The sequence below is a fragment of the Maridesulfovibrio sp. genome (assembly GCF_965230075.1).
Taxonomy (GTDB): Bacteria; Desulfobacterota; Desulfovibrionia; order Desulfovibrionales; family Desulfovibrionaceae; genus Maridesulfovibrio.
The window spans coordinates 1403611-1425568 of the sequence record NZ_OZ245945.1; the positions used below are offsets into that span (position 1 = coordinate 1403611).

The 21958-nt window shown below is 48.8% G+C and carries 18 protein-coding genes and 1 tRNA gene; 7 read left to right on the forward strand and 12 right to left on the reverse strand.

The features are described from left to right. Nucleotides 1-176: 176 nt before the first annotated feature. The 6 genes from pheT to thrS form a co-directional block, all read right to left on the reverse strand. Nucleotides 177-2576 (reverse strand): phenylalanine--tRNA ligase subunit beta, encoded by a 2400-nt coding sequence (gene pheT / locus ACO05Z_RS06445; protein WP_421901332.1) that lies wholly within the window; start codon nt 2574-2576, stop codon nt 177-179. A gap of 32 nt (nt 2577-2608) precedes the next feature. After that, nucleotides 2609-3655, reverse strand: a complete 1047-nt coding sequence (gene pheS, locus ACO05Z_RS06450; protein WP_320176151.1) for a phenylalanine--tRNA ligase subunit alpha — start codon at nt 3653-3655, stop codon at nt 2609-2611. Beyond that, complete coding sequence (gene rplT / locus ACO05Z_RS06455; protein WP_421901334.1) at nt 3656-4009, reverse strand: 50S ribosomal protein L20; 354 nt, start codon at nt 4007-4009, stop codon at nt 3656-3658. A gap of 110 nt (nt 4010-4119) precedes the next feature. Next, nucleotides 4120-4317, reverse strand: a complete 198-nt coding sequence (gene rpmI / locus ACO05Z_RS06460; RefSeq protein WP_420246524.1) for a 50S ribosomal protein L35 — start codon at nt 4315-4317, stop codon at nt 4120-4122. A 46-nt stretch (nt 4318-4363) separates the two neighbouring features. After that, entirely contained in the window at nt 4364-4912 is a 549-nt protein-coding gene (gene infC / locus ACO05Z_RS06465; protein ID WP_421904175.1) for a translation initiation factor IF-3, read from the reverse strand. Next, the gene (gene thrS, locus ACO05Z_RS06470; RefSeq protein WP_421901336.1) at nt 4899-6827 is read right to left on the reverse strand and encodes a threonine--tRNA ligase; all 1929 of its coding nucleotides are present in this window, start codon (nt 6825-6827) and stop codon (nt 4899-4901) included. The genes infC and thrS overlap by 14 nt, the downstream gene beginning before the upstream one ends. A 313-nt stretch (nt 6828-7140) precedes the next feature. Between thrS and ACO05Z_RS06475 the strand changes: the two genes are divergently transcribed. After that, complete coding sequence (locus ACO05Z_RS06475) at nt 7141-8085, forward strand: PhzF family isomerase (RefSeq protein ID WP_421901337.1); 945 nt, start codon at nt 7141-7143, stop codon at nt 8083-8085. Nucleotides 8086-8155: 70 nt separating this feature from the next. On the opposite strand, the gene ACO05Z_RS06480 is transcribed toward ACO05Z_RS06475, so the two are convergent. The 5 genes from ACO05Z_RS06480 to ACO05Z_RS06500 all read right to left on the reverse strand — a co-directional run bounded on the left by ACO05Z_RS06480 (nt 8156) and on the right by ACO05Z_RS06500 (nt 14840). After that, nucleotides 8156-9820, reverse strand: a complete 1665-nt coding sequence (locus ACO05Z_RS06480; protein ID WP_421901339.1) for a sulfatase-like hydrolase/transferase — start codon at nt 9818-9820, stop codon at nt 8156-8158. 149 nt (nt 9821-9969) lie between these two features. Beyond that, nucleotides 9970-11214 carry an anaerobic sulfatase maturase gene (locus ACO05Z_RS06485; RefSeq protein ID WP_421901340.1) on the reverse strand — a complete coding sequence of 415 codons (1245 nt, stop codon included), beginning with the start codon at nt 11212-11214 and terminating at the stop codon, nt 9970-9972. Nucleotides 11215-11314: 100 nt separating this feature from the next. Continuing rightward, nucleotides 11315-12040 carry an acyl-[acyl-carrier-protein] thioesterase gene (locus ACO05Z_RS06490; protein ID WP_421901341.1) on the reverse strand — a complete coding sequence of 242 codons (726 nt, stop codon included), beginning with the start codon at nt 12038-12040 and terminating at the stop codon, nt 11315-11317. A gap of 2 nt (nt 12041-12042) precedes the next feature. Beyond that, nucleotides 12043-14160 (reverse strand): squalene--hopene cyclase, encoded by a 2118-nt coding sequence (gene shc, locus ACO05Z_RS06495; RefSeq protein ID WP_421901342.1) that lies wholly within the window; start codon nt 14158-14160, stop codon nt 12043-12045. Between the two features lie 71 nt (nt 14161-14231). Next, nucleotides 14232-14840, reverse strand: coding sequence for a TetR/AcrR family transcriptional regulator (locus tag ACO05Z_RS06500; RefSeq protein WP_421901343.1), 609 nt, complete (start codon nt 14838-14840; stop codon nt 14232-14234). A gap of 256 nt (nt 14841-15096) precedes the next feature. On the opposite strand from ACO05Z_RS06500, the gene ACO05Z_RS06505 reads away from it, so the two are divergent. The 6 genes from ACO05Z_RS06505 (at nt 15097) to ACO05Z_RS06530 (ending at nt 21138) form a co-directional block, all read left to right on the forward strand. Continuing rightward, nucleotides 15097-15173, forward strand: a tRNA-Arg gene (locus ACO05Z_RS06505). Between the two features lie 247 nt (nt 15174-15420). Beyond that, the gene (locus ACO05Z_RS06510) at nt 15421-15999 is read left to right on the forward strand and encodes a hypothetical protein (protein ID WP_421901344.1); all 579 of its coding nucleotides are present in this window, start codon (nt 15421-15423) and stop codon (nt 15997-15999) included. Between the two features lie 57 nt (nt 16000-16056). Then, nucleotides 16057-17346, forward strand: coding sequence for a hypothetical protein (locus ACO05Z_RS06515; RefSeq protein ID WP_421901345.1), 1290 nt, complete (start codon nt 16057-16059; stop codon nt 17344-17346). Between the two features lie 470 nt (nt 17347-17816). Continuing rightward, entirely contained in the window at nt 17817-18206 is a 390-nt protein-coding gene (locus ACO05Z_RS06520; protein ID WP_421901346.1) for a glutaredoxin family protein, read from the forward strand. Next, entirely contained in the window at nt 18206-18538 is a 333-nt protein-coding gene (locus tag ACO05Z_RS06525) for a ferredoxin-thioredoxin reductase catalytic domain-containing protein (RefSeq protein ID WP_421901348.1), read from the forward strand. The genes ACO05Z_RS06520 and ACO05Z_RS06525 overlap by 1 nt, the downstream gene beginning before the upstream one ends. A gap of 281 nt (nt 18539-18819) precedes the next feature. Continuing rightward, nucleotides 18820-21138: a response regulator gene (locus ACO05Z_RS06530; protein ID WP_421901349.1), complete on the forward strand. Its 2319-nt coding sequence runs from the start codon at nt 18820-18822 to the stop codon at nt 21136-21138. Nucleotides 21139-21181: 43 nt separating this feature from the next. On the opposite strand, the gene ACO05Z_RS06535 is transcribed toward ACO05Z_RS06530, so the two are convergent. After that, on the reverse strand, nt 21182-21943 hold the full coding sequence (locus tag ACO05Z_RS06535) for a thioesterase II family protein (RefSeq protein WP_421901350.1): 762 nt from the start codon (nt 21941-21943) through the stop codon (nt 21182-21184). Between the last annotated feature and the right edge of the window lie 15 nt (nt 21944-21958).

Genomic DNA, 21958 nt, shown 5'->3' on the forward strand with positions numbered 1-21958 from the left:
ATTAATTCAGCTTACTCGCTTAACATTTATCTACTACAACCTGAGTGGCAGAAAGTCCAGCCGTGTATGTTTAGGGGAATTAGAGATGTTTTGTTTAAGCCTGCGGCTGGAGAGGGAATAAAAAAGGCCCTGCTGAACATGTTCAACAGGGCCTTTAAATCACTTCATTTCCAGAACTAGAAACGTACGGGCAGGGACTTTTCAAGTCCTGCGAGCACCTTCTTGTGTTCTTTGTCTACTGCCTTGTCGGTCAGGGTTTTCTGGCCGTGGCGGTAGGTGATGCGGAAGGAGAGGTTACGTTCGTCTTCCTGACCTTCAGGTACGAATACGTTAACCAACTCTACGGACTCGATCAGCGGCAGCTTAAGGCCGAGTATCGCGTCCTTGATGGTTTCCGCGTGCAGGGAAACGGGACCGATTACGGTCACGTCACGTCTGGACGGAGGGAATACCGGAAGGGTCTCAAACTTGATCTTGTGAGCCATGACGATGTCACGGAGCAGATCAGCGTTGAGGTCAGCCATCCATACTTCTTTCTTGGCGTGGTACTTGTCGGCAATGTCTGCCTTTACCATACCCATGAAGCCGATTTCCTGTTCGCCGAGGGTGATGTTCACACAGGGCTCAAGGTAGCTGTGGTCTTCTGCGAGGGAGAAGGTTGCTGCGCCAAGTTTGAGGTCAGCCAGCAGGTGCTCGACCAGACCTTTCACGTCCATGTAGTCTGCGTCGCCGTGCTCGTTGGGCCATTCAGCGCCGGAACGGGGGCCGTTGAGCATGATGCCCAGACGGGACTGCTCGCGGGTTTCGGTATCGGAAGTTTCATCCTTGATGAACTTCTTGGCGATCTCGAAGACACGGATGTGGGTGTTGCCCTGTGCGAGGTTGTGACGCACGGTATTGAGCAGGCCGGGAGCCAGCTCGGTACGCATTACGTTCTGGTCTTCGCTCAAGGGGTTGGCGATATTCACGCGGCCTTCTTTGGGCAGGCCCAAGAGGTCGAGATCATCATCACCTACGAAGCTGTAGTTGATTGCTTCGTGCAGACCTACGCCGCGACCCCAGTTCTTGATACGGCGGTAAAAGCCGTAAGGGGTTTCCGCAATAACGGAAGCGTCGAAGGTCTTGGAGATGCGGGGCAGTACGGAAGGAATTTTATCCATGCCGAAGTAGCGGGCTACTTCTTCGTACAGGTCGGCCTCTCGTTCGAGGTCCAGTCTGTAGGAGGGAGTGGATACCTTCCAGCAGTCTGCATCGCTATCATTAACTTCCAGTCCCATGAGGGAGAAAGCTTTTTTACTGAATTCAGGTTCGAGGTCCAGACCGAGCCAGCTGTTGCAGCGCTTGTGGCGGTAATCGTGGGTACGGTCCTGCCACGGAGTGGGTTCGTTCTTAGCCACGCCGGAAACAACTTTAGCACCGGACAGTTCGCTCATGAGCTGAGCAGCACGGTCCATGGCAAAGGTGTTCATCTGCTGGTCCACGCCGCGTTCGAAGCGGTAGGAAGCTTCGGAGGGCAGGGCCAGACGGCGGGCGGTTTTGCGGATGAGGCCGGGACGGAAAACAGCGGATTCGAGGACCACGTTGGTGGAACCGTCGTGAATCTCAGAGTTCATGCCGCCCATAACACCGGCCAGCGCAACCGGACGCTCGGCATCCCAGATGAGCAGGTCGGAGTCGATAAGCTTGCGCTCCTGTTCATCAAGGGTGGTGAATTTGGTTCCTTCAGGAGCAAGGCCGACGCGGATCTTGTCGCCTTTGAGCAGGTCTGCGTCAAAGGAGTGCAGGGGCTGGCCCAGTTCGAAAAGGATGTAGTTGGTCACGTCAACAATGTTGCTGATGGGACGTACACCCACGGAAAGGAGACGGTAACGCATCCAGTCCGGGGAAGGTGCGATCTTTGCGCCTTTCAGGATTCTGGCCTGATAGAGCGGGCAGAGGTTGGGATCGTCGATCTCAATCTTGAGCATGTCTGCTGCATTACCGCCGTTCTCAACAAGGTTGAGCTTGGGCATGGTGATGGGCAGGTCGAACGCCAGAGAGGTTTCACGGGCGATACCGAGCATGGACAGGCAGTCGGCACGGTTGGGGGTGATACCCAGATCCAGAACCGTATCTTCCATGTTCATTGCTTCGGTGAACTTCGCGCCGGGGGTAAGTCCCTCGGGCAGGATCATGATGCCGTCGTGCTCTTCGGAGAGTTCCAGCTCGCGCTCGGAGCAGATCATGCCGTGGGATTTAACACCGCGAAGTTTAGCTTTCTTGATTTTGAAATCACCGGGCATGGTCACGCCGACTTTAGCAACAGGCACGTTTATGCCCTGCTTCACGTTGGGTGCGCCGCAAACGATATCAAGAAGCTCGCCGTCACCGACGTCTACTTTACAGACAGACAGTTTGTCGGCTTCGGGGTGCTTGCCGCACTCCACAACGTGACCGACAACGATGTCTTTGATCGCTTCAAAAGGATTGAAAATTTCTTCAAGCTCAAGGCCGAGCATGGTCAGCCTGTCGCCAAGCTCCTGAACTTCGCCCTCATAAGGAACGAAATCCCGCAGCCATTGCATGCTTAAAAGCATTTGAGCCTCCAGCAGTATTTACTGCGTATATATTAGGAAAACTGTTCGAGGAAACGGATGTCGTTTTCAAAGAACATGCGCAGGTCGCCGATGCCGTATTTGAGCATGGCTACACGTTCAATGCCGAGTCCGAATGCGAAACCGGAGTATTTCTCGGTGTCGTAATCAACTGCTTTCATTACGTTGGGGTCCATCATGCCGCAGCCGAGGATTTCCACCCAGCCGGTCTGCTTGCACACACGGCAGGGTTTGCCGTCGATGGTACCTTTACCACCACACATTACGCAGGAGATATCAACTTCCGCGCTGGGCTCGGTAAAGGGAAAGAAGCTGGGGCGGAAACGTACGTCAGTCTTGGGTCCGAAGAGCTGGTGGACGAATGCTGTCAGTGTTCCGCGCAGGTCCGCCATGCTCACGTTCTGATCGACGAGAAAACCTTCGATCTGGTGGAACATGGGGGTGTGGGTCAGGTCGGAGTCCCTGCGGTAAACCTTACCCGGTGCGATAGCTGCCAGCGGAGGAGTTCTGTCCTTCATGGTGCGGATCTGCAGGGGGGAGGTGTGGGTGCGCAGCAGGATGGAGTCTGAGATGTACAGGGTGTCCTGCATGTCGCGTGCGGGGTGTTCCGGCGGAATGTTCAGTGCTTCGAAGTTGTACCAGTCGTTTTCAACTTCGGGTCCGGTTACGACTTCAAAACCCAGCCCGATGAAAACGTCACAGATCTCGTCCATGACGAGGGTAACGGGGTGGAGTGAACCTTCAGCAGGTTTGCGTCCGGGCATGGTGGGGTCGAAACGGGAGAGGCTCTCAGCGGTGGCGGCTTTTTCAAGCTCGCTCTGTTTTCCCTCGATGAGCTCGGTGAGAGCGGCCTTTACTTCATTGGCTTTTTTACCTGCGACAGGCTTGTCTTCGTTAGGAAGTGAGGGCAGACCGGACATGATTTTGGCAACACGGCCCTTGCGGCCGAGCATGTCGATCTTGATGTCTTCCAGTTCAGACAAAGAAGCCTGATCCAGGCGTGCAGAGCACTCCGGGACCAGGCCTTCAAGTTCCTGTAACAGGGACTTTACGTCCGACATTTAGCTTACCTGAGCTTTTGCGATCTCAACCACTTTGGCGAATGCAGCAGCATCGTTAACTGCCAGGTCGGCGAGAACTTTACGGTTCAGGGCAACGCCAGCGGTAGACAGGCCGTGAATGAGGCGGCTGTAGGACATACCGTTCAGGCGTGCAGCAGCGTTGATACGCTGAATCCAGAGTTTACGCATATCACGTTTGCGGAGCTTACGACCAACGTAAGCCATGCAGAGGGAACGTTCAACACGCTCTCTGGCGGTGCGGTAAAGGGTTGATCCGGAACCACGGAAACCCTTGGCCATTTTCAAATATTTTTTATGACGCCTCTTAGCGGCGACACCACGTTTTACTCTCATTTATTCCTCCTAGGGAATTTTCTCTAAAACCAGCCACGAACGTAGTTCCGTGGACAGGAGTGTTCAAATAAAGTGCTAATTACTCAAGTAAGCTATTTCTTATGAAGCAATTATGCGTAGGGAAGCATACGCTTAACCTGGCCGATGTTCGCACTGTCAACAGTTGCGCTCTTGCCAAGTCTGCTCTTACGCTTCGCGTTCTTCTTGGTCAGGATGTGACGCAGACCCTGCTTGCGACGTTTGAATTTGCCGCTGCCAGTCTTTGCAAAACGCTTTGCTGCGCCTCTTCTGGTTTTCATTTTAGGCATTTTTTATCCTCCTTGGGAAATACCGACACGTAAGTCGGAAAAAACCTTATTTTTTAATAGGAGCCAACATCATGTTCATGGTGCGGCCTTCGGACCTTGGAGCCTGCTCCATCTTGGAGATATCCATGGTTTCCTCTTTGACTCGCTCCAGAACTGCCAACCCTCTGTCCTTATGGACAATTTCTCGGCCCCTGAAAAATATAGTGACTTTGCACCTGTCGCCGCCTTCGAGAAACCGACGGATGTGCTTGAGCTTTGTCTGGTAATCGTGCTCGTCTGTCTTGGGGCGAAACTTGACTTCCTTGATCTGGATTACAGTCTGCTTCTTCTTGGCTTCCTGCTTACGTTTCTGCTGCTGATATTTGAACTTACCATAGTCCATAATCTTGCAAACAGGCGGGTCAGCCTTTTCTGCAACTTCAACCAGATCAAGACCCCGGTCCTGTGCAATTTCAAGGGCTTCACGTGTGGGAAGTACTCCCAACTGGTTACCCTCGTCATCAATAACCATGACCTTGGGAACTCTAATGCGCTCGTTTCGGCGGGCACCGTCATCCCTGCGATAGGGACGCCTACCGTCTCTATGAAAAGCTATAGCTCATGCCTCCGCGTTTGAATGGTTCGTCAATGGCGGTCGAAATAAGCTCTGCCGCTTCTTCAAGTGACTTGAGTCCGGGGTCTTCCCCGTCGCGGGCCCTTACATTGACCGATTCCGCAGCGACTTCTTTGTCGCCAATTACTAACATGTACGGGATTTTTTCAAGCTGGGCTTCCCGAACTTTGTAGCCCAGTTTCTCATTGCGATCGTCAACCTCGGCACGAATGCCTTTTTCTCGCAGAAACTGCAAGACTTTTTGTGCAAATTCGTTCTGAGAATCGGTAACAGTGAGAATTTTTGCCTGAACAGGGGACAGCCAGGCAGGCAGTGCGCCACCGGTGTGTTCAAGCAGAACACCGATGAAACGTTCGATGGAACCGAGAATAACCCGGTGGAGCATTACAGGTCTGTGACGCTCACCATCTTCGCCCACATAGCTTAAGTCAAACCGCTCTGGCAAGGTAAAATCACACTGGATTGTAGCACATTGCCAGCGACGTTCAAGAGCATCTTTAATAATGATGTCAATTTTGGGACCGTAGAACGCGCCGTCGCCTTCATTAATGGTGTATTCCATACCCATTTCTTTGAGTGCGCCTTCGAGTGCTTCGGTGGCTCTATCCCAATCTTCATCAGAACCGATAGCCTTTTCGGGCTTGGTGCTGACTTCTGCTTCATATTCAAATCCGAACAGGCCCATTACATCGCCTACGAACTTTGCAACGCCGATGATTTCATCGCGGAGCTGGTCCGGGCGGCAGATGAGGTGTGCATCATCCTGAGTGAAGGTGCGCACACGGAGCAGGCCGTGCAATACGCCGGATTTCTCGTGGCGGTGAACAACTCCATGCTCAAAGTAGCGCTGGGGCAGGTCACGGTAGCTGCGCAGTCTGGATTTGAATACCAGCATGTGAGAAAGGCAGTTCATGGGCTTAATGCCGTAGGACTGGTCGTCAATCTCAGTGAAATACATGTTCTCGCGGTAGTTGTCGTAGTGACCGGACTTTTCCCAAAGCTCACGCTTGAGGATCAGCGGGCCCTGTACAAACTGGTAGCCGCGTTTGAGGTGTTCCTTGCGTTCGAAGTCTTCAAGGATTGCACGGATCAGCGCGCCTTTGGGATGCCAGATGGTCATACCCGCACCCACTTCGGGGCTTACGGAGAAAAGGTCAAGCTGGGTTCCCAGTTTACGGTGGTCGCGCTTTTTAGCTTCTTCAAGCTGTGCGAGGTGCTTCTTCAAGGACTTGGGGTCGGGGAAAGCTGTTCCGTAGATACGCTGGAGCTGCTGGCGATTTTCATCGCCGCGCCAGTATGCACCTGCAACGGAAAGGAGCTTGAAAGCCTTGAGCATGCCTGTGCGCGCCACGTGGGGGCCACGGCAGAGGTCAGCAAACTCACCGTTGGTGTAAACGGAAACAGTGTCTTCACCAAGATCGTTAATCAGCTCGATCTTGTAGTCCTCGCCCATGTCTTCGAACTTTTTCAGCGCATCAGCACTGGAAAGTACTTCACGGGTAAATTCTTCGTTGGCACCCACACGGCGCAGCATTTCGGCTTCGATGGCCTCAAGATCTTCAGGTGTGAAGGGGCGTTCGTAGTCGAAATCGTAGTAGAAGCCGCTGGCTATGGAGGGGCCGATGGTTACCTTGGCTGTGGGGAAGATCTTCTTCACAGCTTCGGCCATAAGGTGTGCGGTGGAGTGGCGGATTACTTCCAGACCTTCTGCGGAATCAGCCATCACCGGCTCAAGGTCGGTACAGTCGGCAGGCACGGTGGTGGTGAGATCAAGAAGCGTATCGCCACATTTGGCAACTACAACGTTCTTGAACTGCTTCTTGGACAAGGCCTCTTTGAGAACCTCGCCGCAAAGCGCACCCTGCTGAACCTCAAGTTCTTTACCTGCAACTTGCATAATCCATTCTCTCTTTGCGGAAAAATTGTTTCTATGTCCGATTTTTTCGGACAACTAAAAAATGTCTTCATTCTGATGGAAAAGTTGCTTTTGCAACTCACCGTTATCCTTGAATTCATAAGGATCGAAGACGTAGAACATCATAAAGATCGCGCAATAATATTACTGCACGAAAGGCGGTATATTTAGCTGACAAATGATGGGAAGTCAAGCAATGTCGGGGCTTAGAGCGGAGAAAAGAAAGATTTTTGTGAACTTTAAGCTTATAATTCGTCTATTGTTTACATCTGGCTTGTAAGTTATCGTTCCAAGCATGAAAAAGCAACTTAAAGTACTGCTGGTTGATGCCTTTACCTCCACTCCCGACAAGGGAAACAGAGCGGGGGTTGTGTTGGATGCAACCGGATTAAACGAAGCTGAGATGCAGGCCATTGCAGCATTGGTAAATGTTTCCGAAACCGCTTTCATGATTCCTACCCCGGAAGCTTCCGGGCACGAGCTGCAGGTTCGCTACTTCACTCCTTCTATAGAAGTACCCACTTGCGGGCACGCCACTGTCGGAGCGCATTATGCCCGATCAATACATCTCGGTTTAGCTGATACAACAGTAACTGCTCTCATCGGTGCCGGACCGTTGCCGGTTGATATAGTTGGTTCCGGTGATCAGATGAAAATAGTCATGACTCAAGGGGCGGTTGTTTTTAGCGAACCCTATGAGGAAGCCATGACCTCTCGAATTCTGTCTGCACTGGGTCTCACTCTTAATGATCTTGAACCCGGGCTTCCAGTGCAGGAAGTCTCCACCGGGCATTCCAAAGTCATGGTTCCGATTCGGTCTGTTCAAAAGCTTGATGCTCTTACCCCGGACATGAAAGCTCTGGCGGAGTGCAGCCGTTTGATGAATTGCAACGGCTTTTTTGTCTTTGCAATTAATGGAGCGGAAAGCAGGTATCTGACCTGTGGGAGAATGTTCGCCCCTGCAATCGGTATTGATGAAGATCCGGTAACCGGAAATGGTAATGGACCTTGCGGTGCATATTTATCCAAGTATGGGAGATTGCCTGATCAGGCAGTGTTTTCTTATTTTGGACAGCAGGGTGTTGCCATGGGTAAAGAGGGTGAGATTGAAGTCACCGTGCATCGTAAAGACGGCCTACCGCACAAGGTTCAGGTCGGCGGTGTAGCTGTTGAGGCCGGAACCATGGATGTCGAGTTGTCTTTGGATGATGATGGTTGTGTGTTGGCGAATGAAGTGTAATATTTAGCGACAGAAAAAAGCTCAGGTAGCAATTATTCTTCCTGAGCTTATATTTTTTGTTAAGTGTGATTTATACCGACTTCACACCTGCTTTTGTCGGCCATTCGAAGCCCTTCGGGAAGGCATCGTATAGCTTCAGTTCTGCAGTCAGCATGTCATGCAGCTTCTGCATCTGGGCTGAGTTCGCTCTTGCCCGTGCTCTCCATGCCAGATTGACCATCTGCCCCGGATCTTCTGCCAGATTATATAACTCATATTCGAGCCTTGTGCCTTTGTTGGTAAAGTAAACGGCATACAGCCAGTCCTTGTAGCGGATGCTGCGGATTTTCCCCGGTATTGTCTCATAGACGTTTTGCATTCCCAGCAGTCCCGCAAAGAGTGTTTCGCAGTCATCGGTGAAGAACAAGGCCCTGTCACGGACACTAGCCTTAGGGTCATTCATAATAGGAACAAGGGATTTGCCGTGGATACCTGCTTCCTTCAATTCTTCCGGAGTCGCGGCTCCGGTCAGTTCTGCAATAGTGGGAACAAGATCGATCAGACTAGAAAAGGATTCGGTTTTCCTGCCCTTAGGAAATAGTTTCGGATTGGAAATGATCAGCGGGACATTGATGGTTTCCTGATAGCTGTTGACTCCTTTCTGAATCATCATGTGAGACCAGCTCTGTTCTCCATGGTCTGCGAAACGGAAGATTACAGTCTCCTCGGTGAGGCCCCGTTCTTCAAGCTTGTCCAGCACTGCTGAAATCTGTTTGTCGACCACTCTATGCAGGTGGGCATAGAAACGGCAGAAGTCAATCCGGTCTTTTTCAGTGGGGCAGCTGGATACCTTGTCGCAAAGTTTTTGGTATTCCTTCTGGGCCGAGGGCTTTTCATCCAGACTATCGTTGTAGTTTGGTGGCAGGTTGATTTCATCGAGATCTGCATAATCAGCTTTGTTGTAGCCCCATTTATCCTGATCCGGCCATGCACTTATGTCATGCGGGTTACCGAAAGAGGCAACCATAAGGAACGGCTTATCCGTTTCAGGGTCATGGTTGTCCAGATATTCAAATATGGTTTCCCCTTTTGTTATGGCGGGGGTCATGCGGTTATAGGTTTCCGGTACGCCGTCTACAAAGCGTTGGTCGTTACTGGGGTCGCCTCCGCCGATCCATGGATTGCCGCCGATGTCTACCGCACAGTCCGGTGGATTCCAACGGTGGGTACTGTAGTTGTCCGCGGCCCACTTGATGTCGTAGCTTGTGAAGTTGTCTGTGGAGGGATTGCTCTGGGGGGTGAATAGATGCATTTTGCCCTTGTAGGCGATGTCGTATCCTGCTTTTTCAGCCATCTTGAATATATTCGTAATATCGCTGCGCAGGGGAGGGTTGGGAGGAACCTGTGTTACGCCGTGTACACTGGGATAGACTCCGGTCAGGAAGGTTGCTCGACTGGGCGAACAGGCAGATGCGGCTATGAAATTGTTGCTGAAGGTGACTCCGTTTTTTTGCAAACGGGCCATACTGGGCATGTTCTTCTCCAGCCATCCGGAGGGCCAGTGCTGCTCCTGTCTTTGTTGGTCGGTGATGATCAGCAGGATGTTGGGCGGTTTCTTCCCGGTTCGTATTTGCGGAGGGGCTATGGCCCTGGATTTAGCCTTTGCAGTAGAACTCCCCAATACACCGGAGGCTACAGCTCCTGCTGTTAATGCTAAACCGTTTTTAAGAAATTCACGTCTGGTCTTTTCTTTCATTGCCTGCTCCTATTTTGGGAGTATCGTGCTTGCCGCTGGCAGCAAATCGACAAATTGGGTTCAAAGCCGCAATGGGAGTACGCAATAAGCCGATTTATGCAATTAGAACCACTATACGTGAAGAGTACGAGCAGGTGCAAGAATATTGATTATGCGCCGCAACACCGCTTGAATTTTTTTCCGCTTCCGCAGGGGCAGGGTTTGTTTCTTCCGGGTTTGCTCTTGGGATTCTGTTCTGTGTGTCGGTGTTTTGATTGCATGGCAGAATATTGTTTTTTCCATTTTTGGGCTAACTGGCGAAATCTTGTGTCAGAATATTCAAAGAATATTTTATAGGCTGGGCAGAGGTAGTTCTGTCTGTCGCCGTTGTGTCCCATAATCCAGTCCTTGGGACATCCGCCCCGGCATAATGCAAGCCAGCGGCAATTTACGCACTCGGCAGCCAGATTGGCTTTTCTTAGGCCGAAAGCTTGTTGTTTCCGGGAATTCAACAACTCGGTGAGATTGTCTTCCATAACATTGCCGAGGTGCCATTTAGGCTGGACAAAGAAGTCACAGGAGAACACATCGCCGCTATGTTCCACCACCACATAGTTTCCACATTCCCCCAGCAGGGTGCATTCAGGAGCAGGGTGGTTCATATATATGTGAAACAGAGAGTCAAACAGGCGTACGGAAGTGGTTGGTGTGAGTCCTGAAAAATCGTTCATCCAGAGGTCAAAAATCAGGCAGATAAAATGTCCGTATTCTTCTGCAGGCACTGAGAATGAAGATAGTTGTGAGGAATTGTCTCCGGCAGTTTCAACGCAAGGGATAAATTGCATGTGGGATAAGCCGAGATTTTTGTGAAATTGGTATATTTCGTCCGGATACCTGACGGAGTAGTCGTTTACGACAATAAGTGCGTTCACAGCCAGATCGGCGGCAAGCATCTTTTCGGCATTGGCTACTACTTTTTCCCAAGTGCCGTTTCCGCTGCGGCTTCGGCGGTAGTTGTCGTGTACGTGTTTAGGGCCGTCGAGAGATAAGCCCACCAGCCAATTGTATTCTTTGAGAAAATCAATCCATTTATTGTCGATGAGCAGTCCGTTGGTTTGCAGACCATTGCCAACCATTTGGCTGTGTCCGAAGCGTTGCTGCAACTCAACGGCTTTGCGGTAAAAGTCCAATCCCATCAACGTGGGTTCACCGCCTTGCCAGATGAAGCTGATTTGATCTGCGGATTGTTTCATCGCCTGTTGAATCAGCTCTTCAAGAATGTCATCGGACATGCGGTGGACCGGGGTTTCGTTAAAGAGCGAGTCTTTTTCCAAATAGAAACAATAGGTGCAACCCATGTTGCAGTCCGGGCCCGCCGGTTTAATCAGGATCGTTTGCAGTGGTTTTCGCATCATTTACAGTTATCATCTGTGCATGGCGATGTCTGCATTAAAAAAGCTCAGGATACGATCTCCGTATCCTGAGCTTTTAATCGAAACTTAATATATTGTTGGATTATTCCACTTTCAAAGCAAAAGCAGCTTTTCCTTCAGTCTCATTTAGACCGATCAATTCAAAACCGCCTTCATCACAATCGCAATCCATCAATTTAATGGAGTTTCCTTCGAAAACTTCAGAAAGGAAGGCGATGCGGATGGATTTTACCTTGTTCTGGTCAAAACCAAGCGGACGCAGTCCATCAAAGGACCAGCGCAGGTATTCGGTGTTGTTGACGTGCCCGTTGGCATCAAGGGAGCTGTAGCCGACATTCAGGGCACGGAGTTCTTTTTCAGGTGTGCCGGGGCGCAGCCGTTTCATTGCGTCTGGAAAAACGCAGCGGTCTTGCGCATGCAAGTTCAGCTTTTGATCAATGGCGATGGGCCTGCGAGTTTCGGAATCCAGCACCATCCATTCTGAGGTGGCACGGATAATTTCTCGACCGTCTTCATCACAGCCGGAGAAATCACGGAAAGCACGCAGCTTTTTGGCTCCGCGAGACCATGTGGTCAAAGCAAAAGTCTTTTCGCGCAAGGGCAGTTCAGCAATCTCAATGCGCATGGATGTCAGCACCCAGAAGCAGCCCAGTTGTGCCATATCTTCAATGCCGAAGCCGAGTGAGTCCGCATGGGCGGTGGCAGCTTCCTGCAGCCTGCACATGAGCCAGTGGCAGTGCATGCGGTCATCCGGTCCCGTCTCGTAAGCCGGGACCGTGTTGCTGATCAAAAGTGAATCGTTGTTCATTTTTACCACTTCCTGCCGAGGTCAAGGGGAGTGTCGCGGCGCATCATGATCTGTTTTGTGTCTTCATCTGCGGAAAAGCGCTGGTAGACTCCTAGTGCCCACATGGGGAAGTATTGGGAGTAGCCATGGTAACGCAGGTAGAAAACGCGGGGGAATCCGGTTCCAGTGAACAGGGTTTCGTCCCAGCTGCCGTCTTCCTTCTGGGTATCCAGCAGGTAGCGGACGCCTCGGCTGACAGCCTTGGAGTGGACCCGTCCGGCAGCCATGAGGCCCAGTAGCGCCCATGAGGTCTGGGATGCTGTAGAGTCACCGAGTCCGGCGTAGTTCTTGTCGTTGTAGCTCAGGCAGGATTCGCCCCAGCCGCCGTCTTTGTTCTGGTGGTTTTCGAACCATTCCACTGCCTTGCAAACGTAGGAAGAGTTCATATCTTCCCCAGCCTGACGCAGGCCGCAAAGCACGGACCATGTTCCATAAATATAGTTAACACCCCAGCGACCGAACCATGAGCCATCGTCTTCCTGTTCTTTTTTGAGGAATTCAATGCCTTCCTTGATGGGGCGGAAGCTCTTATCGTAGCCCAGTACGCCCAGTAGCTCGATTACACGTGCGGTCAGGTCCGAGGTGGGCGGGTCGAGCAGGGCACCGTGATCCGCAAAGGGAATGTCGTTCAGGTATTCGGCGCAGTTGTCGATGTCGAATGCTGCCCAGCCGCCGTTGGAGGACTGCATGCCGATGAGCCAGTTTACACCCTTAACGAAGTTTTCGCGGTGTTCAGGCTGGTCCAGAACCCCGGCGCGGCACATGGCCATGAGTACCATGGCGGTGTCATCGAGGTCGGGGTAGAAAGTATTTTCAAACTGGAATGCCCAGCCGCCGCCTTCGAGTTTGGGAGCCTTGGAAATCCAGTCACCACGAAAGAATATCTGCTGATCCCAAAGCCAGTTCAGCGCCTGCTGAGTGCTTCTGCTGTCCTGATCTTCGCCTGCTTCCATCATGGCAGAAAGGGTCAGGCAGGTATCCCAGATGGGAGAGTTGCAGGGCTGGCACATGGCCTGCTCAAGGTTCTCGGCAGTCCCGTGACCGGGGGAAATATCCAGCTCCGGTGCAGCAGAAAGCTCAGCTCCGCCAGTGATTACAGTGTGTTCCCAAGGGGATTTTTCAGGCACGTGGAACTTATCGACCATGAGATCGTCCACAGACTGCATGCCGCGGGCGAAATCCGGATCTGATTCATCGTATCCGAGCAGGCTCAGAGCCATAACAGCATTAGCCATTGCCGGGAAAATTGCACCGATGCCGCCGCGTCCGGCCATGTGTTCGCGGGTCCATTTTTCTGCAAAGTTCAGGGCCTTCCGGTTGATGGATTTGGGTACCATATGGATGGTTCGCTTGAGTATACGGTCCAGCAGGATGAAAAGATTCTTGCGCCAGCCCTTGTCACGGTACTTATCTATATGGATATGCTCTTCCGCAGGCTTGCAGAAAAGCTCGGGTACAGCTTCTTCAGGACGCAAACGGCAGACCGGCTGCTTGGCGTAGATGATTAGCAGCGGATAAATGACCGAGCGGGACCAGTAGGAAACCTTATCCAGATGGAAAAAGAACCATTTGGGCAGCAGAACGATTTCAATGGGCATAGCCGGAGGGCAGTGCCATGGAATCTGGCCGAAGGTAGCAAGGCAGATACGGGTGAACACGTTAGCTGTTTCAGCACCGCCCTTGGCAAGGATGATCTGGCGTGCACGGACCATATGTTCAGCGTCTTTGTCATCACCAAGCATCTTAAGAGCCATGTAGGCTTTGACGGATGCACTGATGTTTACCGGGCCGTCGTCGTCATGCAGGGGCCAGCCGCCATCGGGCATCTGTTTGGCGCGGATGTAGTTGCCAAGCCTTTCAGCAAGGCCCTTATCCATCTTGCGGCCCAGAAATCTGTTGAACATGATATATTCTGAAGGGATGGTTACATCCGCTTCAAGGGCAAATACCCAGTATCCTTCAGGGGATTGCAGGGAGCGGAACCTTTTCATGAGCCGGTTCAGGGCATCCTTTGGCTGCAGCAGCGAGACAACTTGATTTTTGGCCTTTTTATTGAGTTTCATGGCACTTTTTTTGTTCATGGTGAAATTCCTTATATAAACGGATTATTTTATCCGACCCGTGCGAAAAAAGATTTGTTCGATTATAGTAATCAGTCGATGGCGTCAACAGCGGAGTCAATTACCTGCGCTTTTAACCTGTCCAGCGGACCCCATTCAAAAGTAGGGTAGGTGATTAAAAGGGAGGTAAGCCCGTGGGTGGCGGCCACTACCGAATTTGCGGTAACCAGAATGTCTTCATCAGATGCGTTGGCTGGCAGGCAGTCCTTAACACATTCATTAATGCGGTTGTACATGGTCTTGCCCAGCGGATTATCCTGAAAGTGTGAGTTATGATCATTCCAGAGGTCGCTTTCCATCATGAACCCGACTCTGTATGCGTTAGGGTTCTCAAGTCCCATATCCACAAGGGTATAGAGTATGTCTTTCAGGGCTTCACGCGGGGGAGGCGTTGTCGCTATAATGCGATTGATACGGTGCAGGAAATCCCGGTAAGTCTCCTCTGTCAGGCAGAGGAAGAGTTCCTTTTTGTCCTTAAAATGATGATAGATAGTAGTGGGCGAGTAGCCGATAGTAGTAGCCAGCTTACGCATGGAAACCTGCGCATAACCGTGCTCTGCAAAGAGCTTGCGGGCGGCGTCCAGTATAAGCATACGCAAGGGCTGCTGCGGCGCATCCATAGTTTTTGAAGTAGTATTCATCGTTGATTCTCCTGCGCTTAACAGTGTTAAGCTGTCAAGCGTTCTGGCATGAATGTATGCGCCTGTCAACAAAATGTGACACTGGGTATGCACTTTTTCACATAAGGCTTTGAAGCCTGATTGTTTTAATCGGATTGCGTCGAAAAATAAGGAGAAAGATGAAAAAAGGACTTGCAATCAAAAACCGCTTTGGATATTAATGCTCGCCTCGGACGGAGAAATGCGCTAAAGTTCTCCAGCCGTTTTCACATAAAGTGGCCCCGTAGCTCAGTAGGATAGAGCACAGGATTCCTAATCCTGGTGCCGCAGGTTCGATTCCTGCCGGGGTCACCACTTGTGTACAGTAAGGTACAATATTAAAGGGTTAACTCGTTTTTGAGTTAACCCTTTTTTGCGTTTATTTGTGTTTTTTTAGGGTGCTGCCAACCTTTGGTGCCAACCGGGGGGGGGTAGTGTCATGATTGTGTATATAGTAAAATGTCCGTGTAAATTAGTTAGGTTGACCGAATAGTTTCAAGTTGTTTAATTGAGTCTTATTCGTATTTTATTGATAACTACTCGCTCTTGTGGAGATAACGTAATGGATAATGCGACCATAGCTGGAATAGCGCAAGCTATTGTAAATCAAACTAATTCTGTGTGGGATTGGAAGTTAATTGTTGCTGTTATCGGTGCTCTCTCTGCTGCTATTAGTTCTGTTGGTGCAGTCTTAGCTATTTGGTATAATTGGAGAAAGGCTCAACTGGAGCTGCGATCAGCAACTAATCAGAAATGGGCCAATAATTTGATTGATGTGTTTGCCGAATTTGATGCCAAAAATAGAGAAATGATGAAACGTGGGATGGGGCTAAAATATCTAGTACGGAAAGCCGTAACTGAAGGACGAGATGAGACAGTATACTTAGAACAACATGAGCATGAGACTGTTAAGGCAATTTATGAACATGGATTGCTATTGAATAAGTTTAGACTTTATTTTGATCCAACTAGTTCGGAATACGCTCAAATATCAGATGCATTGGATGGATATGATCAAAGTTGGAAGAATATCATTGTTGACGATGAGGTGGAAAAGAATCTTCCCATATTTGATGCTTATACGAATGAACTGTGCAGGTTAATTGCTCAAATTGTTCATCGAGAAATTAGATTTAAGTGAATTAGAGCCATTTGTCGTAATTACGCAACGATTTGAATTATATCATTGGAGTATAGTGTGCAGCCGTATCAAACAGATGAGAGATTGAAAGCTTTTTTGGATTCAAATCAGCTCAGTCGAGAGCGTATGTGCAGGGCTATTCTAGCAACCGATAAACGTTTTTCGGAAGTAAACCCTAGGCATCCGCATGGTGGACCTGATGGAGGAAGAGATATTCAAGCCATCTTTACTGGCGAACAGGTTGCATTTGGTGCAGTGGGTTTTGTGAATCATGCGAATGACTCAGATGAACAGAAGAAAAAGATAAAAGATAAGTTTTGTAGCGACCTTGAAAGTGCTCTCAAAGCCAAGAATGATTTAGAAGTATTTGTTTTCATGACAAATGTTAACTTGACTCTTGGCGAAAAAAACAAACTAGCAGAAGTTGGCTTGGCTACCAATCTCAAACATTGTGAGATTTTTGATCGTGAAAGATTGCGACTTTCTTTGGATAGTCCATTTGGGTTAGCGATAAGGTTTCAATATCTTAATCTTCCTCTCTCTGAGGCAGAGCAATCTTCTTTTTTTGCTCAGTGGGGAGATGAAATTCAATCCGTAATTTCAACTGGATTTCAGAAAATTGAAAAGACTTTGGATAGAATGTTATTCTTGCAAGAGTCAGAAGAGCCTCTTCGTTATTTTAATGTTTTATTTGAATTCGATCGTGTATATGACGCAGATGAAATTGGTCATTTTAGGCTTTTCTGCTCTATGTTTTTAAAAGAGCCCAAGAATAATGTCTGGCAGCTATTTTTTGGGTCATCGGATAAGCCGAGTAGGATGGTTGATGGGGATAAAGATGAAGAAGAACCATCTGGTATAAAATATGGTATTTCTGGTGGACAATGGGAAAAGAATTTAGAAGTCGGTGGTGAAGCCAAAGAATGTCACTATACTAAAGTAGGAAGTTCTTCCTCAATTGGACATAATAAAGTTGAACGACTGATTATTTCTCATAACAAGGATAGTTTTATACGGTTCAAGCCATGTTACAGTGTGCGTGATTTGGATAATGCTAAATTTATATTTATGTTGAATAAATCTCTTGCAGAAAAAGTTTGTTTCATCCGTATATATTCTAATGGGTACAAAATACGTGAACTTGGTAAAGAAGATTTTTCCATTGATGAAACTCCTTTTGATTCAAGTGCTCCTGTTTGTTTTTCTGAAGAAGAAATTAGTGATCAATGGGTCAGAATTCGTCCAAGTAGTGGCTCTTCTTGCTTTGATATTGATTATTCAGAATTTACTCCTAAAAGATTGTACACTCCTAAGGTGGTATTGGGAAATCTTATAGGTGAAGAGTGATTTACTTTGACGTAATTCGATTCGGTCAATCGAAGAAATCGAAGCAACCGCAACATTGCAAGCACCAAAGAATTCTTCACCAGAATAGCCCCTCCATCTGCTCCCCACCCCCCCCAGCACCCAAATCAAACCAATCAAAATAACCTTCAATTCCCAGAATTATATAATAATATACTGCGTATTTTAACCCGGATGATGGCTACGCTCGTTCCGATCATATCGAATAATATTTATGATCATCCCCAGACATTTCAGAATGCATTGCCAGCACTGTTTGGATGGTTTATCCTCACATCAATTATCATTTTATTGTATCTGTGATCTTCATTGCAGAACTGATATTCCAGATTCAGCATTTACTGAACTAAATTTCAATAAATATAGGTTCGGATTCTGTTGGTACATAATGAATTTTTGTATAAGACTGGTTAGTTATAGTGCTGGGTAGCAATCTTTATAGGAGCTGATAAGTGTACAAATATATCAAAGATTATTTTCAATCCATTTTTGACGGTAAAAATGAGGAGCAGCCCTCTGCTTCGGCAGCAAATGATACAACACAAGAAGAGAAAGCTATATTTGATAAGGAGTCTTTTGATATGGAAGATATCAGAGTTTATGCTCTTTCGACCTGCATTCACTGCAGGAATGCTAAGAGATACCTTGATGAGTGTGGCGTGAAATATAACTGCGTTTATGTCGATGAGCTTACTGGTGAGGATCGAACGAGAATTATACAGGAACTTAAGGAACACAATCCTTCTTTGTCCTTCCCCGTAATTATGATCAAAGATGCTGTGCTCGTTGGCTATAATAAGAAAGAACTCGACGAAGTCCTTACCAAGGAATGGAAAGAATAATGGATGCCAAAAAGCTGTATGAGACTTTGAAGAAACTCCAAGAGGCCAAGGGGTACTCTTTTAACTCCGACATGGACACTACCATGCCGCTTCTGGAATCGCTCCTGAAGAATAAGGAACGCTACGGTTACATGTCATGCCCTTGTCGCCTTGCAAGCGGGGAACAAAAAAATGATAAGGACATCATCTGTCCCTGTGTCTACCGCGAGGAAGATGTTAAGGAATATGGTGCTTGTTATTGCACCCTTTATGTCAGTGAAGAATATAATGAATGCAAGATTGAAAAGCAGGCGGTTCCTGAACGCCGCCCTCCTGAGAAAATTATTTTTTAGTCAGTCCGGGGAACAGGAAAATCGGTATCAAATCATTAGCAACGTATCCCTCAAGCAGGTTGAGGGATATGTGCTTTTTAAAGTGATTTAATCGCCATGAACCTCATTGTACTTCTTGTATAGGGAGATTTCCTCCTTTTTCATTTTTACGGAAGCTTAAGCGATGTGACCGAACAGGCAAATAGGCATTTGAACCATCTTTTTTTCATTCTCTCTTGTTAATATCTCTCAGAAAGAGTATTTTGCTTATAATGTGACAAGTGGTAGGTGGGGAGGTTTTTATGCCGGAATATAAAAATATCCAGACCCAGCTAAGATCTATTGTCCAGGTCATATCCTGTGAGTTGGAACGTGTAGAGGATTTTCTGTATTTCCTCGATTCGCTGACCTGTAAACTTTTCACCGAGACAGAAAGAAACGACGCTGCCATAGATAAATGGCTGAGTGACGATAAATTTGCCGTGGGCAGTGACGGATTCTATTTAAGCATTCCCCAGCTGGATGCTTTCAGGAAAGGAAAGCTGGCCGGGGACGCAGTAAGTTTTTCATGGCCTCCAGAGAAGATTGATGACCCGGTTGCCAGATTTCACCTGTATTGTCTCCACAATATCGGAGACATTTTCTCTGCAATGCATGAGAGGATTCCCAGTTCGGTCTGGATGTACTATCAGGACGTCACCAACACGGCACTGCAATTTCCCTACATTGACCAGATTGAAGCAATTCCGCCCGATTTTGACTGGTCCACCTACCATACTTTTGCTTCGGTTAATCCGGACGTAAATCCTGAAAGGGAAGTGCGATGGTCTGCCCCGCATATCGATTATGCCGGGAGCGGCCTGATCGTTGCTGCATCCATTCCGGTCTATATCGGGCATGAATTTGTCGGACTGTGGAGCATTGACGTTAAGGTCGAGGGGCTGGTGCGTCATGATGTACTGACTGCAAACCGCAAAAGCCAGTTGAATTGCATTGTGGACAAAAGTGGAGCGCTGGTTGCAAGAAGCAAGGGCGTTTCAATCACGGAAATGGATAAGGGAGAGGTTGCTCTTACTGAATTCAATGACATCCATGAGTGCTTCGAAAATATTAAACTGGAGGATCTGTTCGAATCCGTAAGCGGTTATGGCACTTTTGATTCCGAAAGCGAATCCTATCAGGTGCACTGGCAGACGATAAATTCCATGGGCTGGATCTGCCTGACCGTAATCTCCGTAAAAGAACTGATCACCACAGCCAAGGGTATTTTTCGCGAAGCATTCACCAGTCTGGGCAGGGGCGAGTGCGAGTCTTACATTGAAACGGATAATTTCCCGGCAGAAATGATGGAACTGGCCCACTCATACAACGAGATGGCCCATAGTCTTGATAAAATGCACAAGGAGATTTTGCGCAAAAACAGTGAGCTTAAGGAGCAGAAGGTCAGGGCCGAGTCTGCAAATATGGCCAAGTCCGCTTTTCTGGCAAACATGAGCCATGAGCTGAGGACTCCGCTTAACGGCATAATTGGAATGCATCAGCTGCTCAAGGGAACCCGCCTTGATGAAAAGCAGGACGGTTATGTGGATTTGACCATCCAATCCGCCAAAAGGCTGACTGATTTGCTTGGTGATATTCTGGATTTGACCATGGCTGAGTCCGGTCAAATTAAACTAAAAGAGCAGCCTTTTGAGCTCCGGCGAGTGCTGAACTCTCTGAGGCAGTTGTTCGGGCCGACATGTGATCAGGCCGGATTGAAGCTGGAGGTAACTTGGGATTCATCCATTCCGTCGTCCTTTTTGGGTGATTCCTTACGTGTCAGGCAGATTTTGAATAATCTGGTGGGCAATGCCGTGAAATTCACGGATAGCGGTACCATTAAAGTGGGTGCGTTCCTCCTGCCCGAGACAATTTTGGATATTCATCGAGTCCTGTTCATGGTTTCCGATACTGGCATGGGGATGCATGAAGATGATATCGTGAAGCTTTTTGATATGTTTACGCAGGCTGAGGAAAACTTCCAGCGTTTGTATCAGGGAGCAGGGCTGGGATTGGCAATCGTCAAGCAGCTTGTGTTTCTTATGGGCGGAGATATTTGTGTTGCCACCGAACTGGGGGTGGGGTCGACATTTTACATTTCCATCCCTTTTCAAAAGGATAACAGCCCTGTTGTTGAAGTTGCGGAAGGGGGTGATTTGTTTGCTCCCGGTTCGTCAAGGTATTCCATTTTGGTGGTAGAGGACGAAACCATAAATATGATTACCATGCAGGCGTTGCTGAAAAGAGGTGGATTCGAGGTAGGCACTGCTGAAAACGGTATTGAAGCTTTACGGGAATTGCAAAGGCGGGATTACGATCTGGTCCTGATGGATGTAAGGATGCCGCTCATGAACGGTATTGAAGCCACTGCTGAAATAAGGAAGGGCCGGGCGGGTGTTGAAAATGCAGACATTCCTATCGTTGCCGTGACTGCATATGTCACTGAAAATAGTGATGATGAATTTCTGGAAGCCGGGATGGACGGTTTTCTTGCAAAGCCGGTGGATCTGGAGTCGCTCTTAAAAACAATTATGACTTTGGTTGGTAAGGTCAGGTTAGGGGGAATCGATTTCCAGCATTGATTAGAGGAAGGGAGCATAATAAATTCTGCTCCCTTTCCTGATATTATAACGTGTTGTCTATCTGTTCCCGTATCTCTTCAAAGATGCTTTCACGGTTTTCATCAATGAAAAAGTGCCCACCGGGGAACATGCGGATGGTGCATTGGCATGAACTGAGCTCCTTCCAGTGTTCCATTGTCCATTCCGGAGAATCCTCGTCATCAATTCCGCCGAGAACTCTTATGGGAACATCTAGGGCTGCCGGAGGGAGGGGAGTGTAGGTTTCCAGAACTTGAAAGTCTGCTCGGACGACAGGCAGGAAGAATTGCTTGAAAGCAGGATCAATCAACACTTCTTCCGGTGTTCCGCCCAGTCTGCGTATCTCGTCGATCAGGCCATCATCGCTAAGTGTATGGCAGATGCGTCTTGCGTGCTGGAGGTGAATGGGGAAGCGTCCTGATGCGAAGAATAGTTTTGGCAGTGCGGCCCCCCTTTTGTGGAATTCCCGGACAACCAGGGAAGCAATACTGCTGCCCAGACTGTGTCCGAAAAAGATATATGGCTCATCGGTTAACGGCTGCAGTGCATCGGTTAACTCGGCTATGAGTTTGTCCATTTCTGTTGCCAAGGGTTCGTTATGACGGGAAGCCCTTCCTGGCAGTTCGACCGGGCATATCCTGACGTTGTTTTTTAGTTCAGGTTGCCACTGTCTGTAATATTCCGCACTGCTTCCGGCAAAGGGAAAGCAGAACATTCGGGGAATGCTCTCTGGTCCGGCAGGAAGATGCGGCAGGCAGGAAGGAGTATTGTGTGTGCAAGTCTGCATAGTGTACCTCGTCTT